Here is a 14,365-nt window from a genome sequence, read left to right on the forward strand (position 1 = left end):
CGATCGAGTCCCGCGGATCGGCGTTCGGGTCCGCCGGGTCCGGGGCGAAGTACCGCGCCGCTTCGATCGCCCGGCCGAAGTTCGCGCCGACCCGCAGCTCGTCGGAACCACACGGCTCCCCGGCGACACCACCCAATGCCGGGACCCGCGAGGTGCCGGCTTCCTGAGCAGCGAAGGAGGATCGACCTGGGCCCACCGGCCCGGCCTGTGTCGGCGGGCATCATGTGGGCGGGGTGGGCGAAGGTATGCGGGGCTGATGCGCCGTTCTTCACCTTTCCCTTAACTTCAGTCTCGTCCCCTTTTCAGAGGTCGCGTGAAGCAGGGACTCCGGTGGTGCGTATGCGACTCATGTTTACTGCTGAGCCTGAATGCATCGGAGAAGAATCGTTTCTCGTACCCGAGCGGCCCATCACGACGAATGACACCCGCCGCGAATCATGAAAAAGCCCTCTCACTCGGCCCCTTAAGTGTGATATTCATCGTCCGGGGCGGCCCAAGGCAATGTCGGCTCAGTGGCGATGGTAAAAGGCAGTGGCTTGGCCGGAAGGGAGGGGCATGTCCACGTCAGGCGGTGAATCAGGTCTTTCATCGCGGATCGCAGGGCTGGCAGGACTGACCGAGCAGAGCAACAAGTTGCTGGAGTGGGCGAACACGGCCACCGGTGAGGGACTGAAGTACGCCTCCGAGAGGCGGCGCGGCACGAACGCCGCACGAGCGCAGAACCATGAGGCGCAGATGGCGCACGTGCACGAGATGCATCGCATGCGGGAGCACTCCAGGCTGACGCAGTTGAACAAACTGGTGTCGTCGCTGGGCATCAGGGCTGCAGCCGTGTCGTTCGGATTTGACGCAGCTCGGACCGCTGTCACGGCCTTCGCCGACGACACGGTGAACCGACGTGACCACGAAAGGCAACTCGAACGCATTGCCGCCACTCGGAGTGCTGCTGAAAGCCTGGAATGGCATCGGGCACTGGTGCAGGTGGCGCTCCATCACGAACTGAGCACACGTGAACGCGATCTGGCCAACAGTCCATTCTTCGACACGGCCGACGTGGTGCGCGAATTGGTCGTGGAAGCCACCGGCGGGGGAAAGAAGCCCGCCCTGCTCATTGCGCCGTTTTACCACGAGGAAGCTGACGTACACGAGAAGTCGCCGGGCTTCCTGGTCGCGCTGCGCCAGTCCTGGTTGACCGCTCCCTGGCACGACGACCTCGTGCCGCTGGCGGGTTTGGTGGATCGTCCGCTGCACCGTCTCGACGTGGATGTCCGCGCTGTCCAACAGGCCCTGCGCGATCTACCGGTGGTCATCGTCCATGGACAGGTGCAGGAAGGAGGACGGGTGTGGCCGTCCCTGGCGGCGTGGAACCTTCTGCCGGACACCGGCAGCTCATCGCTGCATCTGACCTTTCCGCACTTCCCCCTCGCCGAGACCGGGGACGCCGCGGCCGTACGCGCCCTGGGCGATCAGTTGGGCCGGATGTTCGCACTGACCGTTGGCAACCTCGGCGACTGGTTTCATCTTCTTCGGTACGAGAGGCCTCCGCGGGTCCACAACCTGCTGGTCGAGGGCCAGGAACCGGAACGCGCCGTGCTCGCGACCAGCGCAGCGGACAGCTACGACGTCCTCATGACGGCCGGCCGACTCGACACGGACTGGGCTCAAATCCGGCAGGCCCGCATCTTGGCCGAGGGCGGGCTACCCGACATCGCCGGGCGCATGGCCCGTACCACCCTGGACGAGTTGGCGAAGACTCCGATCGAGGATGCGACCGATCGAATGACACTTCTGCGTGAACTACTCGGTGTGTTCGGACTGCTGGGAAGCCATCAGGACCGAGTTCGGGTGGAGGCACTGCATGAAGAGGCCGCACGGAAGCGCCTCGATGAGCTGCACGGTTGGGGGGTACAACGGTGAAGGCGTTTCAGCCCAAGGTGACCGCGGCCATCGACTTCGGTACCCATGGAAGTGGCTTCGGGTGGGCGGTCGTGTGCGAGGGGAACGACGACAGTGCCACCCGCAAGGTTCTGTCGGTCGACGGGTGGCAGGACCAACCGCTCAGCTATCCGAAGAATCTGACGGCCCTGCTTCTGGACGGCGATGGGAGCGTCTCCGCGTGGGGACACGCCGCAGTCAGGAAGTACAACCTTCAACGCGGCTCGAACGGCCACCGCTTGGTGAACGGCCTCGATATGAAGATGTCCCTCAAGCCGGAGAGCGCCGACAGGGACAGGAGCCGCACCGTCGGCGGAGCCGAGAAGCTCATCGTCGAGTACCTGCGCCGCCTCTACGCCGATGCCGTGGAGCACATTGCGACGAAGGGCGGATTCGCCGAAGAGGAGATCACCTGGTGCCTGACGGTGCCGGCCATCTGGGACGATTTCGCACGCCAGACGATGCGGAAAGCAGCGAGAAAGGCGGGCATGCCCACGGACGAGCATCGATTCCAGCTCTGCCTGGAGCCGGAGGCCGCCGCTCTGTACGCCCGGAACAAACTCGCCGGCGGCGGTATCGACGAGGCCGGGACGCGGCTGGTCATCGTTGACGCCGGGGGTGGCACAGTCGACATCACCGCCTATGAGGTGGAACAGGACGGTCGCCTGGTCGAACTGATCCCACCGGACGGCGACCGACTGGGTGCCGAGTACGTGAATACGGCATTTCGCGAGAAGGTCCTCGTGCCGCGCCTGAGCAGCCCCGACCGCGCTGACGGGTGCACCAACCTCCTCGACCTCGAAAACAGGGTGCCAGGGCTGCTCTGGCATCTGCTCCAGGACTTCGAGCGGACGAAGGTCGACTTCGACCCCGTGCAGGAGACTCCGTCCCGACTGCCTTTGCCGACACAGCTCTATCTGGCGCTCGACGACACCGAGCGGGAGACCCTGGCAAGTAAGCAGGACGGCATCGCCTACGAGTTCGTCTTGTCACGAGGAGAGTTCATCAGCCTGTTCGACCAGGTGATAGACCCGATTCTGAAACTGGTGAAGAAGCAACTCGACACTGTGCTCGCCGGCGCCACAGGACCGGTCCGGCTACTGGCCGTGGGAGGGTTCGCCCAGTCCCGCTACTTCCAACTGCGGCTGAACGAACTCCAGAACGACCGAGTGAAACTGGTGATCCCGCCGGCTCCCGCACTGGCCGTTCTCTACGGTGCGGTGCACTTCGCCTACGATCCCTCCGCCCTTCGCGTACGACGTTCGCGCTACACCTACGGCTGTAACATCTCCCTGCCGTTCGAGAAGGGGGACCCGGAGAGCTCCAAGGACTTCGACGACGGCGGGAAGGAATTCTGCAGCAACCGTTTCAAAACGTTTGTCCTTGAATCCGAGCCGGTCGAGGTAGGCTCTGCGTTCACCCATCACTTCACCCCGCTCCGGAAAGCCCAGAAGTCCGTTCTGTTCAATCTCTACCGGACCCCGGAACGGAAACCCCGGTACATCGACGAGCGAGGTTCGGTACCGATCGGAAAACTCGAGATCAAACTTCCCCCCAGCCTCCGACACCTACCGACGGAAGATCGCTGTATCGAACTGTGCATGAAATTCGGCGGCACCGAAATAACGGCGGCGGCACGAATCCTGGCAACTGACGAGACGCTCGAGACAAGAGTGGAGTTCGAGCCGAGGTGGTAAACCACACCAACCCCCTGGCCGACTCGGGTCGGCCGTTCCTCCCGCATACCGGACAGGACGAGGAGGAGGAATTGCTCGCCATCCTGAGCAACCTCGGAGAATTCTTCGGACGTCAGAGTCGACGTATTCGAGAACTGGAGCAAGAGGTAGGGAAGCACCAGGAGGAAGCCAAGCTCTGGGTCGAACGAATGGAGCGCTTGGAAAGCCTCTGCGGCCGCCACGAAGAGGAAATCCGACGCAACGGCAGGAGCATCAGCCGTGCACTCGCCTTCGTGAACGAGCAGCGGGACGACGTATTCACCGAGCAGGACAATCGTCATGTCGAACTCGCCCGGCGCTACGAGGACTTCCGTGATCAGAGGGTGCGTCCGGCGGCCTCCGACGCTGTAGCCTCCGGGGAGGACAAGAGGCGGGACCCCCGGCGACACGCAGAAGTAACCGCAGAACTGTGCCGGGCCCTGTTCGCCACCACGGGTCCGGACCTTCCGGCCGTCAGGGCCGCACTGAAGAACCTGGATCACGCGGGGGCACTGGCCGCCGAACTCGTCGAGATTGCCGCAGAGTTGGTTGACGAAGCCGCCCGAGTCGGCGGCAGTCCGTACTGGGACTTCGACGCCCCACCCGGAAGCGCGGTCGATCCCGACCTTCAGAAACTCTGGTACGACTCGGCTGAGGACGGGGTGCTGCACATGGTCGTCACGCCCGCGTATCGAGCCCGTGGTCGACTTTTCTGTAAGCAGCACGTACGAACAGTGCCCGCGGAGTGATGCCAGGTGGCTCCGACACGGTTGAACGGCCCAGCGCTGCCCATGCCTCCTGCTCACGACGCGGTGCGGGTACGGTTCGCCCCGAACGGCGAGATTCCGTACGCCGCCTTCTTCACCCGCACGATCCTCTACTCATGGCTGTTCGCCCGCCGCTACGCCGGCGCGTTCGTCCTCCGGCTCGATGACACCGACCTGGACCACCAGGTGACCGGCGCGATGCAGAGCTACCTGTCGGGGATGCGATGGCTGGGCCTTGACTGGGACGAGGGCCCGGAGGTCGGCGGTGATCACGGGCCCTATCGGCAGTCCGAACGCCTGCACCTCTATCGCGAGGCGCTCGACGAACTGCTCTCCCAGGGACGGGCGTACCGGTGCTACTGCTCCGCCGAACGCCTACGGGAGGTGGCTGCTGACGCACGACGTCCGGGCGCCGTTCATGGTGCGTACGACGGGCGGTGCCGGTACGCGTCGGCGGCCGACATCGCCGCGGCCGAGCGGGAGGGGCGTCGGCCGGCCATCCGGCTGCGGACGCCCGACGACGGTGTCGTCGAGTCACATGACCTGTTGCGCGGCGCCGTGAGAGTCCGGGCGTCCGAGATCAGCGACTTCATCATCTGTCGTCCCGACGGCTGGCCCACGTACCACCTCACGGTCGTGGTAGACGACCGGCACATGGCGATCAGTCACGTCCTCCGGGGTGTCGAGGGCCTGTCCACCATGGCGCCCCAGGCTCTGGTCCACCAGGCGCTGGGTTTCCCCGTGCCCTACTACCTGCACTTCCCACTGGTCCGGACGCCGGGTTTCACGATCGGCGACCGTTTCCTGCCGCGTGGGCGCCTGTTGTATCTCGACGAGCTCCGCCACGCCGGGTACTTCCCGCACGCCGTCGTAAACTACTACGCGAATCTGGGCTACAGCGTCCCGAGCGAGGAACACGCGTCACTCGACGACCTCGTCGAGGAGTTCCGGTATTCGAGCATCAGCAAGAAGGAGTTCGTCAACCAGTCGTTGGACAAGCTCGCCTGGATGAACCGCACCTACCTGCGTACAACGGCTCCGGACCGCTTCGTGGAGGACTTGGTGCGACAACGCCTGCGAGACTCAGGCGTCGCCGACGAACACGCCTCGGCCATCGCCACCCGCTCTGCTCCAGTGCTGAGGTCACGGCTGGCGGTGCGCGACAACATCGAGTCCCTGCTGTCCTTCGCCGTTCGGGCGGCACCTGCCGTGGACGGGGCGGACGACAACCCGGCCGCCCGTCACTGGACGGCGGTCGCTCTGGAAGCGCTCCGCCGGGAGGAGCCCGTGGCGGCGAGCTTACGCACGCGGGCAGGCCCGGGGAGGGACGCCCGATCCGACGCGATCAGGTCGGTGCTCCGCTCCCTCGGCGCACACGGGACGCCCTTGAGCCTGGATGACGTTGTCACCGTCCTCGGACCCGAGGAAGCGACAGCCCGACTGAGGCAACACGCACGTGCGTCCTGACACTCTTCGTCGGCCCCGCGCGATCGAGGGACACGCAGTCGCGGGCGTGTGGACCCCGTCGTCGCCGGCCCCCGCACGGTTTCCGCGCCGCTTCGCGCGAGCGCTGGCGGCGCTGCCCGGCGACGGTTTCACTGTCCGCTGCGCTCCGCGCGCAGAAGCCGACGACGGACTGGTCGCGGGCACACCCCAAGGGCTCGCTGCCGATCTGCACGAGCTGTTGCTCGACCCGGCGGTCGACCTAGTCTTCTGCGCCGTGGGCGGGTACACGACGATGCGCGTCCTGCCTCATCTGGACTTCGGGATCGTCCGCGCGTGCGGGAAGCCGATCGTGGGATACAGCGACGTCACCTCACTGTTGTGGGCCGTGCTGAGCCAGGCGAACATGGTGACCTTCCACGGACCGATGGTGGTCTCCGAGTGGGGCGAGATCGGCGGCGCCCGGCCCTACACGACCGCCCGGCTCCGCGAGGTCATCTCCCCCTGGACCGGACCCGTCCGCCTGACCGCCCCCGAGCGGTGGACCGATGAACTCCTCGTGTGGGACCAGGAGGACGTACGCCCACGCCGTACTCGCCCGGGCACGTGGCGCACTCTGATTCCCGGGGTGGCCCAGGGCTGGTTACTGCCCGGGTGCGCACCCACCGCCGGCCGGCTGTTCGGGACGCCCTGGATGCCCAGTGCCGAGCGCGCGATCCTCTGCCTGGAAACGCTGTGCATGGGACCCGAGGAATTCCTCGGTCTGCTTCTTCAGTGGCGTTTGTCGGGACAGCTCGACCGCATCAACGGACTTGTCATCGGACGGCACTGCCGCCCGTTGACCGACTCCGACGACTCCTCGGCGTTCGACCGGGTTGTCCTCGAAGCCCTGGGCCGTGACGACATCCCGGTGCTGGTCGATGTCGACTTCGGCCACACGGAGCCGCGGCTGACCCTTCCGGTCGGCGTCGCCTGCCGGCTCGACGCCTCCTCTCTCTCGATCACCATCGTCGAAGAACCCGTGACCTCAGGGGGAACGAGCTCATGAAGACTCGCATCGACACCATCGACGGAGACATACGCATCACCTACCACCAGCGGATGTGCCGGCGTTGCGTGCTCCCCGAGACCTTCCCCGACATCTCCTTCGACGCACAGGGTGTGTGCTCGTACTGCAATGACGAGTGCGAGCGGATCACCGCGACCCAGGTCGCCCTGACCGACGCCGTCCGTTCCGCGCTCGCCGGAGCCGCGCCGGAGCGTACCTACGACTGCCTGGTGCTCTACAGCGGGGGCAAGGACAGCTCACTGGCGGCGAAGGTCGCTCGGCGCGATCTCGGTCTGCGGGTCCTGGCCTTCACCCTCGACAACGGCTATCTGTCGGCGGACACCAGTCAGAACATGGCGCGCGTCCTGGACGCTCTGGGCATCGACCACATCCGGTTCAGGCCGCCGGCCCGCCTGATGCAGCCGCTCTACCGGACCAGCTTGCAGCTGGACTTCGAGGCCGACACGACGAAGTACTCGACCGGCGGCTGCGGTTCGTGCATCTCGATGGTGCTCGCCGGGAGCCTGCGTCTCGCCTCCGCGCACTCCATTCCGCTGCTGGTGGGCGGATGGACACCCGGGCAGTTCACGACCAGTCCACTGGTTTCGGTCTCGTTCCTGCGGACCGTCATCAAGCGCCACTTCGACCCGCTGATGGCCGCGTCGAGATCCCTTGCCGAGCACCTGGAGTCGTGGCGGCACTCCATGGCCAGGGCCGGAACGCCTGCCGGTCTGCTGAACCCCTTGTACGCCACGGAGTACAGCGAGGAGGATACCATACGGCAGTTGTTCGCACTCGGCTGGTCCCCACCACGGGACACCGACTCGTGCTCGACGAACTGCCGGCTCAACGGCCTGCTGATCCTTGATCACGTCAACAAGTACGGCTTCCATCCCTACGTGTACGAGCTGGCGCATCACGTGCGGCTGGGCGCGCTCACGCGTGCGGCCGCCCTTGAGAAGGTGAGCCGCATCGGGGTGAGGCTCGAGAGCGTGGACAACGTCGCGGTGGAACTCGGCGTGCCGAGCGTCCTGGCGCCACAACGGAAGGGGTCCCGCCATGTCTGAGCCCGACGTCATCAGCGCCGCCCTCACCACTTTGGGCCCGGACGACGTCCGGGTCCTCGACTTCTCCAGTCTCGTCGGCCTGCTCAACGAGCCGAACATGCCGTCCGGCGGTGGCCGTACGGTGCGCCGCGTCATCGCCATGGCCCGGCTGGCCCCGGGCGCCCGCGTGCTGGAGATCGGCAGCAACACCGGGTACACCAGCATCGAGTTCGCCAGCTGGCTGGACGCACAAGTCGTCGGGATCGACATCAATCCGGTCGCCACGGCGTTCGCCACGGACAAGGCCGCACGGCACGGACTCGCCAATGTGCGGTTCGATGTCGCCGACGCCACCGACCTGCCCTACCCGTCGGACAGCTTCGATCTCGTCTACTGCAGCAACACCACGTCGTTCATGCATGATCACCAGCGCGCTCGCGACGAGTACTACCGGGTACTGGCTCCGCTCGGTCGCCTTGTCGCCGTTCCCATCTACTACGCCTCACCGCCCCCTGAGGGCCTTCGCCGGCGCGTCGGCGAAGCGATCGGCGTCGATCTCGCGGTCACCGACCAGGACTACTGGCGGAATCTCTTCTCCGACGACGAGGCCACTCTGATCGAACAGGAGACCTACGAGTACGTCCGCCAGAGCCCGGCCCGCATCGCTGCCTACGTGAAGTCGATACTCGACCAACCTCATCTGGCGTCGCTGGACGAGAGCGTGCGGCAGGCCGCCGCCGACCGCCTCGCCCACTTCTACGAGTTGTTCGACGAGAACCTCAGGTACGCCCGCTACGACATCCTGATGTACCGACGCGGCCACCCGAACCCGGAACCGGTGCTGCACCGGACCCGAGCGGTCCGGTGAGACCCGATGGACGATCTGGACACCCTGCTTGAAAGGCACGTCCGTCCCAACCGGCTGCCCGACACCGATTGGCTCGACAGCTTCCTCGCGCGCTCGGACCGCCCTGGTGAGCCGATCCTCCTCGGCCTGGGGGAGGTCTGGGGCCGGACGCCCCAGGTGCTCATCGACGGGCTCCGCGACGTACCCGGCTCCGCACACGGATACCAGCTGTCGATGTACGGGCTTCCCCGGCTGCGGTCGGTCCTGCGGCAGTACATTCGCGACACCCATCGTCTCAGCCCGTTCGAGGGCGACTTCGAAGTAGCAGTGAGCTGGACCGGGACACGCTCGGCCATGCGCGACTACGCCGAACTCCTGCTCGCCGCGAAACCCCGTGGGACTCCGGTCGCCGCAGCCATGGCTCCGTCGTGGGACTACGCCGGCGTCCTGGAGCCGCTCGGCTTCCGGATGGCCTATCTGGGCACGGCGGAGCCCGGACGCTGGGAGCCCGTGCCCGACACTGTCGCGGCCTTCGCCTCCACGCTCACCGAGCGCCTCGACCTCGTGATCCTGAACGTCCAACACAACCCGACCGGTCTGAGCTGGACGGTGGACGCGGTGCGGGCCCTGCTTCGTGTGGCAGCGGACCATCAGGCGGCGATCCTCATCGACGACGCCTACTACGGCTTCGCCGACCCGCAGGCGAAGCCGGCCTCGGCAGTCCGCGAAGTACTCAGCCATCAAGGTGCCCGGCACCTGCCTTGGCTGGCAGTCCGGTCCCTCGGCAAACAGTTCAACTGCAACGGATGGTCTCTGGGCGCCCTCACCGGCCCGCCGGCGCTGTTGGACCGCCTCGTGAACGACTATCGCGCGAGGCACACCTTCAACACAGGTGGTCTGCTCCAGAACGCGATGGCCCGCTGGCTCGAGAACCGGTCCGCGGTCGAGGACTACCTGCGCGCGGAACGCCGGCTGTACCGGCGGCGACGTGAAACCGTGACCGAATGCCTGATCCGTGCCGGTGTACCCGGCGACGACATCATCTGCGGCTCGTCCGGTCCGTATCTGCTGATGCCGGTGCCCGGCCACGCGCGCAGGATCAGCAGAGGGGACTATTTGGAGCAGTGTGCGGTGCGGGCGGGCGTTCTCATGTCCGACGCGTGGCCGGCCGACCGCGTCCTGGACACCCGCGGGCGCCACGGCCGTCACGTGCGCATGTTCCTCGGGCGCGAGCCCGAGGTGCTCGCCGAGGCGTGTGAGCGCCTGCACTCCGCCGGTCTGCTGAGTCCTGGGGCGCGCCATGAGTGACGTCCGTCCCGCCCCTGAGGCGCTGAAGTGTCATCTGGTGGAGATCACGCCCATGCCGGGGGTGAGGTACAGCCTCAATCTCGGCTACCTGCACGCCGCTGCCGCGGCCGACGACGTCTGCGACTCGGCCTACGACTTCGTCAAGCACGTGATCTTTCAGGCGCCGGACCTGCTGGAGCACACTGAGGCGTGGCTCGACGGTCTCGGCCACGTCGACGTGCTGGCTCTCTCCGTGTACTTCTGGAACCGGGAGCCGTCAATGCGCCTGGCGGAGGCCGTCAAAAGGCGCTGGCCGGGCTGCGCGGTCGTCGTCGGCGGCAACGACGTCACCCATCAGGCCGCTGCCGTATTCGCCGGGTGTGAGGCCGTCGACTACCTCGTTCACGGCGAAGGCGAGTTCACCTTCCGCGAGCTGCTGAAGGCCCTGGCCCCGCCCGGCAGCGGAGCCGGAGCGGAGCTCGAACGTACGCGAGGCATCAGCTTCCGTCGCGACGGCATCCCGTACACGGTGCCGGTGGGCGAACGCATCAGCGACCTGAGTTCGGTTCCCTCTCCCTTGCTCAGTGGGGTCTACGGTCCCGACGACATCCGGGACTCCCGCGTCATCATCCTGGAGACCAACCGCGGCTGCCCGTACTCGTGTGCGTTCTGCTACTGGGGCGGCGCCACCCGATCCAAGGTGCGGCCGTTCCCGCTGGAGCGGATCAAGCAGGAGATCACGTTCGTCGTCACTCACGCACGGCCCGACGCCACACTGTTCCTCGCGGACGCCAACTTCGGGATCATCGGCCAGGACATCGAGATCGCACAGTGGCTGGTCTCGGAGCTCCGCCGCCTCGACAAGCGGATATTCCTCTTCACGAACTGGGCCAAGAACACCAGCGGACGTGTGCTTGAGACAGCCGAGATCCTCTACTCCAGCAACGTGATCGCGGCGGTGACGCTGTCGGCGCAGTCGTTTACACCCGAGGTCTTGCGGATCGCACGGCGCTCCAACATCAAGCCGGACTACTACCGCAGCCTTCAGGCCGAGTTCCGGCGTCGCGGCGTGCCGACGTACACCGAACTCATCTGGGGCATGCCCAAAGAGAGTGTCGAGACGTTCCTGCAGGGCCTCGAGTACGTCATCGCCAGTGGCGGGTTCCCCGTCGTCTATCCCTTGTTGCTGCTGAACAACACCGAGTACACGTCGGCGTCCTTCCGACACGATCACTCCGTGCGGACCCGGCACCTGCCGTACCAGATCACCAACCCTGAGATGCGCGCCGAGTTCGTCATCGAGCACTCGATGATGACCGAGTCCGAGTGGCTGGAGGTGATGGAGCTCCGCCTCGTCATGGCGGTCTTCCACGCTGCTCTGCTGCGAGGTCTTCTGTGCGTCGTCAGCAGGCTGACCGGACGTCGGGTGGTCGACCTGTGCCGTGCGCTGGCCGGACTGCTCCGGCACGTACCGACGACCTCGGTACTCGGCGCGCTGCTCGACAACCACCGCCGGATCTTGACCGATGCGGACGCGTTCGACCGGGAGTTGGTGATGGGGATCACCGGATCCGACGTGATTCCGGACCACATGCACTACCAGGCGGTGATGACCCATCTCCTGGCCGGTGACGAGGCCGAAAAGCTCGTCACGGACGCCGCGGCACACCTGTGGCGATCCATCGAAGCGGACGGTGTCATGGACTCGAAGGCGTTCGAGGCCCTCGTCACCTTCCAGGTGTCGGCGGTACGCGCACTCGGTTGCAGCGTTCGCGGCGAGAGCGATGCCCGCCCGGTCCCGGTGTCACTTCCGGCCACCGTTCACGACCTGCTCGTCGAGGCGGGTCAACTGCAAGACGCACGACGAGATGCCGACGGGGAGGAGGAGATCCTCCTGGACGCCGCCCGGTTCGCCGCAACACCGCAGGACTCGCTCCTGCTTGCCATCTATCACGGAAGCGTGCAGACGCCAAAGTCCTTCCAGGTCCTCGACGAGGCCGCACGGCCGAGCGCCGGGAGGTGATCTCTGTCAACCCACTGACGACGAGGAGTGAGTCCATGTCCGAGACGGTCACCCAAGCCATTTCACCTTCGGGTGCCTGGCACGCAGCCGCCGGATACCACCGGCAGATCCTGGCCAACCCCTGGTACCGAGGGGTGGCCGCTCTTCAGAACGCGGTAAGCGAATTCACCGTCGACTTCTGGAGAAGCCGTCGAGGTCAGACCCTGCACCTGCCCATTACGACGGGGGCGGTCTCCAGCCCGATGGGCCGCGGGAGCGACTCTACGCCGGTGGCCGTCGAACTCGGCGGAGTCCGGACGTACTTGGCGGACTCGATGCAGTTCATGCTTGAACTCGGCTGTCGCGTCACAGGAACTGACTGCTACTACGTCATGCCGTCGTTCCGGGGGGAGAGTTGCGATCCGACGCACCTGAGCCAGTTCTTTCACAGCGAGGCCGAGATCCGCGGAGGGCTGTCATCCGTTCTTGACGTGGTCGAGCAGTACCTCCGGTTCATAACGGCCCGCCTGCTTGACTCCCACGCCGATCTGATCGTGTCCCTCGGGGGAACCCTGAGCCACCTCAAGCGGATGGCGGAGGCTGCAACCTTCCAACGGTTGACCTTCCATGAGGCCGCCGCACTCCTCAAAAGCAACGGCATCGTCGACCACGGGGACTGGCGGACGCTGACCCGTCAGGGGGAACGCATCCTGCTTTCGACGGTCGGCGAGTTCGTCTGGGTGACCCACTGGGACCACCTCGCGGTCCCGTTCTACCAGGCGTTCGCGGACGACGACTCCACCCGTGCGCTGAACGCCGACCTGTTGTTCGGACCCGGCGAAATCATCGGTGCCGGTGAGCGCCACGAGCGCCCCGACACACTGCGACATGCCCTACGGCTGCACGAGGTGAACGAGGAGCCGTACGAATGGTATGTGGATCTGAGGGTGACCGATCCGATGCGAACCTCGGGATTCGGCATGGGCGTCGAGCGCTACCTGATGTGGGTGCTCAGCCATGGCGACATCCGTGACCTGCAGCTGCTGCCGCGCGACCTGGGCAAGAACATCGTTCCGTGATAACCACTGGAAATTCCGGTGGCGGCAGACGATTCGAGATGCAAGCCAGCATGACAGAGGCCCTCAACGACGGGCCGCCGTCCAATCCGGCTATCACGCTGTACGGGGAGTGCCGTCATGAAGCCATCAGGAACGCCCCCGTGCTTCTGCTTCGTGCTCAGCCGCCGTGACACCGCGTCGGCTTTCGTCCGGCTTAGAGGGCTTCTGATCTAGATGGTGCGGCGCTCCGTCGAGTAGCCGACTGGCTCGGCCGTCTCTGTCCGCCACAGCACGCCCGGGTCGGGCGGGAACTCCTCAGTTGCCGGTGCCGGAGGGTGCAGGCGCCTATGGCCGGGCAGTTGCACGTCGGTCAGCACGCCGGCCCGCATCATCCACATTCCGAAGCAGTCGTCATCCTCGTCATGGATCAGCACCTGCACGCTCGCCGGATTCGGCCACGCCAGGGACTCCAGGTGCCGCAGCAGCCCCTCCCGCGGGCGCATCCGGTTGAACTCGATAAGCCACCCGCCCACGAACGTGTCGAGCGGCTCGAAGTGGCCCTGCAGCCGCGGGCAGACGCTGCTCTCGACGACGGCTGACAGAGACTTGATGTCGTTACCCATCGTGTTCCTGATCCGTGTGCGGTGCGTGGTCAGGCGGTTGGAACGCCGGTCGCGGTTTCCTTGCGGATGGCGGGGGCGACTTCGGTGGCGAGGAGTTCGATGGAGTCGTTGACCATGTCGGTGGGCATGCCGCCGAAGTCGACCTGTCCCATGAATCGGGTGATGCCGAGGAGTTCGCGTTCGGTGAGGATCTTGTCGATGACTTCCTGCGGGCTGCCGGTCATCAGCGCACCCAGAGGGCTCGCGACGTGCCGGGCGAGCCGGTTCGCCGCGAGGCCGGGGAGCGTGCCCGCGGACCCGGCCGGGTGTGTAGGCGGTCAGGGGCCGGTCAGCGCGGCGAGCCGTTCGGGCTCTTCGGTGATGGCCTCGCTGCCGTCCTCGATGGCCGGCACGGCGGCGCCGCGGATGAGCTGGGACAGGCTGCCGATCGTGCCACCGGTGCGGTGGAAGGGACAGTCGCCCATCGCGGTGAACGTGCCCCGGCGCGTGCTCGTGAAGGCGGAGCATGGACTCCAGCTGCCGATCAGGACGCGCCACGCGCCCTTGTCGCCGGTGGTGCCCGTACGGCGCGGCCGATCAGCCGCAACCGCGGAG

General features: G+C 66.2%; 13 protein-coding genes. 10 read left to right on the forward strand and 3 right to left on the reverse strand.

From position 1 onward, the window contains the following. Positions 1-555 precede the first annotated feature (555 nt). From ACWGH4_RS05700 to ACWGH4_RS05745, 10 genes are all read left to right on the forward strand, one after another. Entirely contained in the window at positions 556-1,917 is a 1,362-nt protein-coding gene (locus ACWGH4_RS05700; RefSeq protein ID WP_453456011.1) for a hypothetical protein, read from the forward strand. Next, a complete protein-coding gene (locus ACWGH4_RS05705; protein WP_453456014.1) occupies positions 1,914-3,632 on the forward strand; it encodes an Hsp70 family protein in 1,719 nt (572 codons plus the stop codon). Before ACWGH4_RS05700 ends, ACWGH4_RS05705 begins: the two co-directional genes overlap by 4 nt. 71 nt (positions 3,633-3,703) lie before the next feature. Further along, a complete protein-coding gene (locus ACWGH4_RS05710; RefSeq protein WP_453456017.1) occupies positions 3,704-4,399 on the forward strand; it encodes a hypothetical protein in 696 nt (231 codons plus the stop codon). Between the two features lie 42 nt (positions 4,400-4,441). After that, positions 4,442-5,884 carry a glutamate--tRNA ligase gene (gene gltX, locus ACWGH4_RS05715; RefSeq protein ID WP_453456020.1) on the forward strand — a complete coding sequence of 481 codons (1,443 nt, stop codon included), beginning with the start codon at positions 4,442-4,444 and terminating at the stop codon, positions 5,882-5,884. A gap of 46 nt (positions 5,885-5,930) precedes the next feature. Then, on the forward strand, positions 5,931-6,908 hold the full coding sequence (locus ACWGH4_RS05720) for a S66 peptidase family protein (protein WP_453456023.1): 978 nt from the start codon (positions 5,931-5,933) through the stop codon (positions 6,906-6,908). Further along, complete coding sequence (locus ACWGH4_RS05725) at positions 6,905-7,975, forward strand: hypothetical protein (protein ID WP_453456026.1); 1,071 nt, start codon at positions 6,905-6,907, stop codon at positions 7,973-7,975. The genes ACWGH4_RS05720 and ACWGH4_RS05725 overlap by 4 nt, the downstream gene beginning before the upstream one ends. After that, positions 7,968-8,822, forward strand: a complete 855-nt coding sequence (locus tag ACWGH4_RS05730) for a class I SAM-dependent methyltransferase (RefSeq protein ID WP_453456029.1) — start codon at positions 7,968-7,970, stop codon at positions 8,820-8,822. The genes ACWGH4_RS05725 and ACWGH4_RS05730 overlap by 8 nt, the downstream gene beginning before the upstream one ends. A 6-nt stretch (positions 8,823-8,828) precedes the next feature. Then, complete coding sequence (locus tag ACWGH4_RS05735) at positions 8,829-10,109, forward strand: pyridoxal phosphate-dependent aminotransferase (RefSeq protein ID WP_453456032.1); 1,281 nt, start codon at positions 8,829-8,831, stop codon at positions 10,107-10,109. Continuing rightward, on the forward strand, positions 10,102-12,111 hold the full coding sequence (locus ACWGH4_RS05740; RefSeq protein WP_453456035.1) for a radical SAM protein: 2,010 nt from the start codon (positions 10,102-10,104) through the stop codon (positions 12,109-12,111). Before ACWGH4_RS05735 ends, ACWGH4_RS05740 begins: the two co-directional genes overlap by 8 nt. Positions 12,112-12,146: 35 nt before the next feature. Continuing rightward, positions 12,147-13,169, forward strand: coding sequence for an amino acid--tRNA ligase-related protein (locus ACWGH4_RS05745; RefSeq protein WP_453456038.1), 1,023 nt, complete (start codon positions 12,147-12,149; stop codon positions 13,167-13,169). A gap of 209 nt (positions 13,170-13,378) precedes the next feature. Here the strand turns inward: ACWGH4_RS05745 and ACWGH4_RS05750 are convergent, their stop codons facing one another. From ACWGH4_RS05750 to ACWGH4_RS05760, 3 genes are all read right to left on the reverse strand, one after another. Then, entirely contained in the window at positions 13,379-13,771 is a 393-nt protein-coding gene (locus tag ACWGH4_RS05750; RefSeq protein ID WP_453456041.1) for a hypothetical protein, read from the reverse strand. 29 nt (positions 13,772-13,800) lie between these two features. Continuing rightward, positions 13,801-13,995: a hypothetical protein gene (locus tag ACWGH4_RS05755; RefSeq protein WP_453456044.1), complete on the reverse strand. Its 195-nt coding sequence runs from the start codon at positions 13,993-13,995 to the stop codon at positions 13,801-13,803. Positions 13,996-14,088: 93 nt separating this feature from the next. Further along, entirely contained in the window at positions 14,089-14,235 is a 147-nt protein-coding gene (locus ACWGH4_RS05760) for a hypothetical protein (RefSeq protein ID WP_453456047.1), read from the reverse strand. Positions 14,236-14,365: the final 130 nt, after the last annotated feature.

The sequence above is a fragment of the Streptomyces sp. NPDC054847 genome (assembly GCF_053610925.1).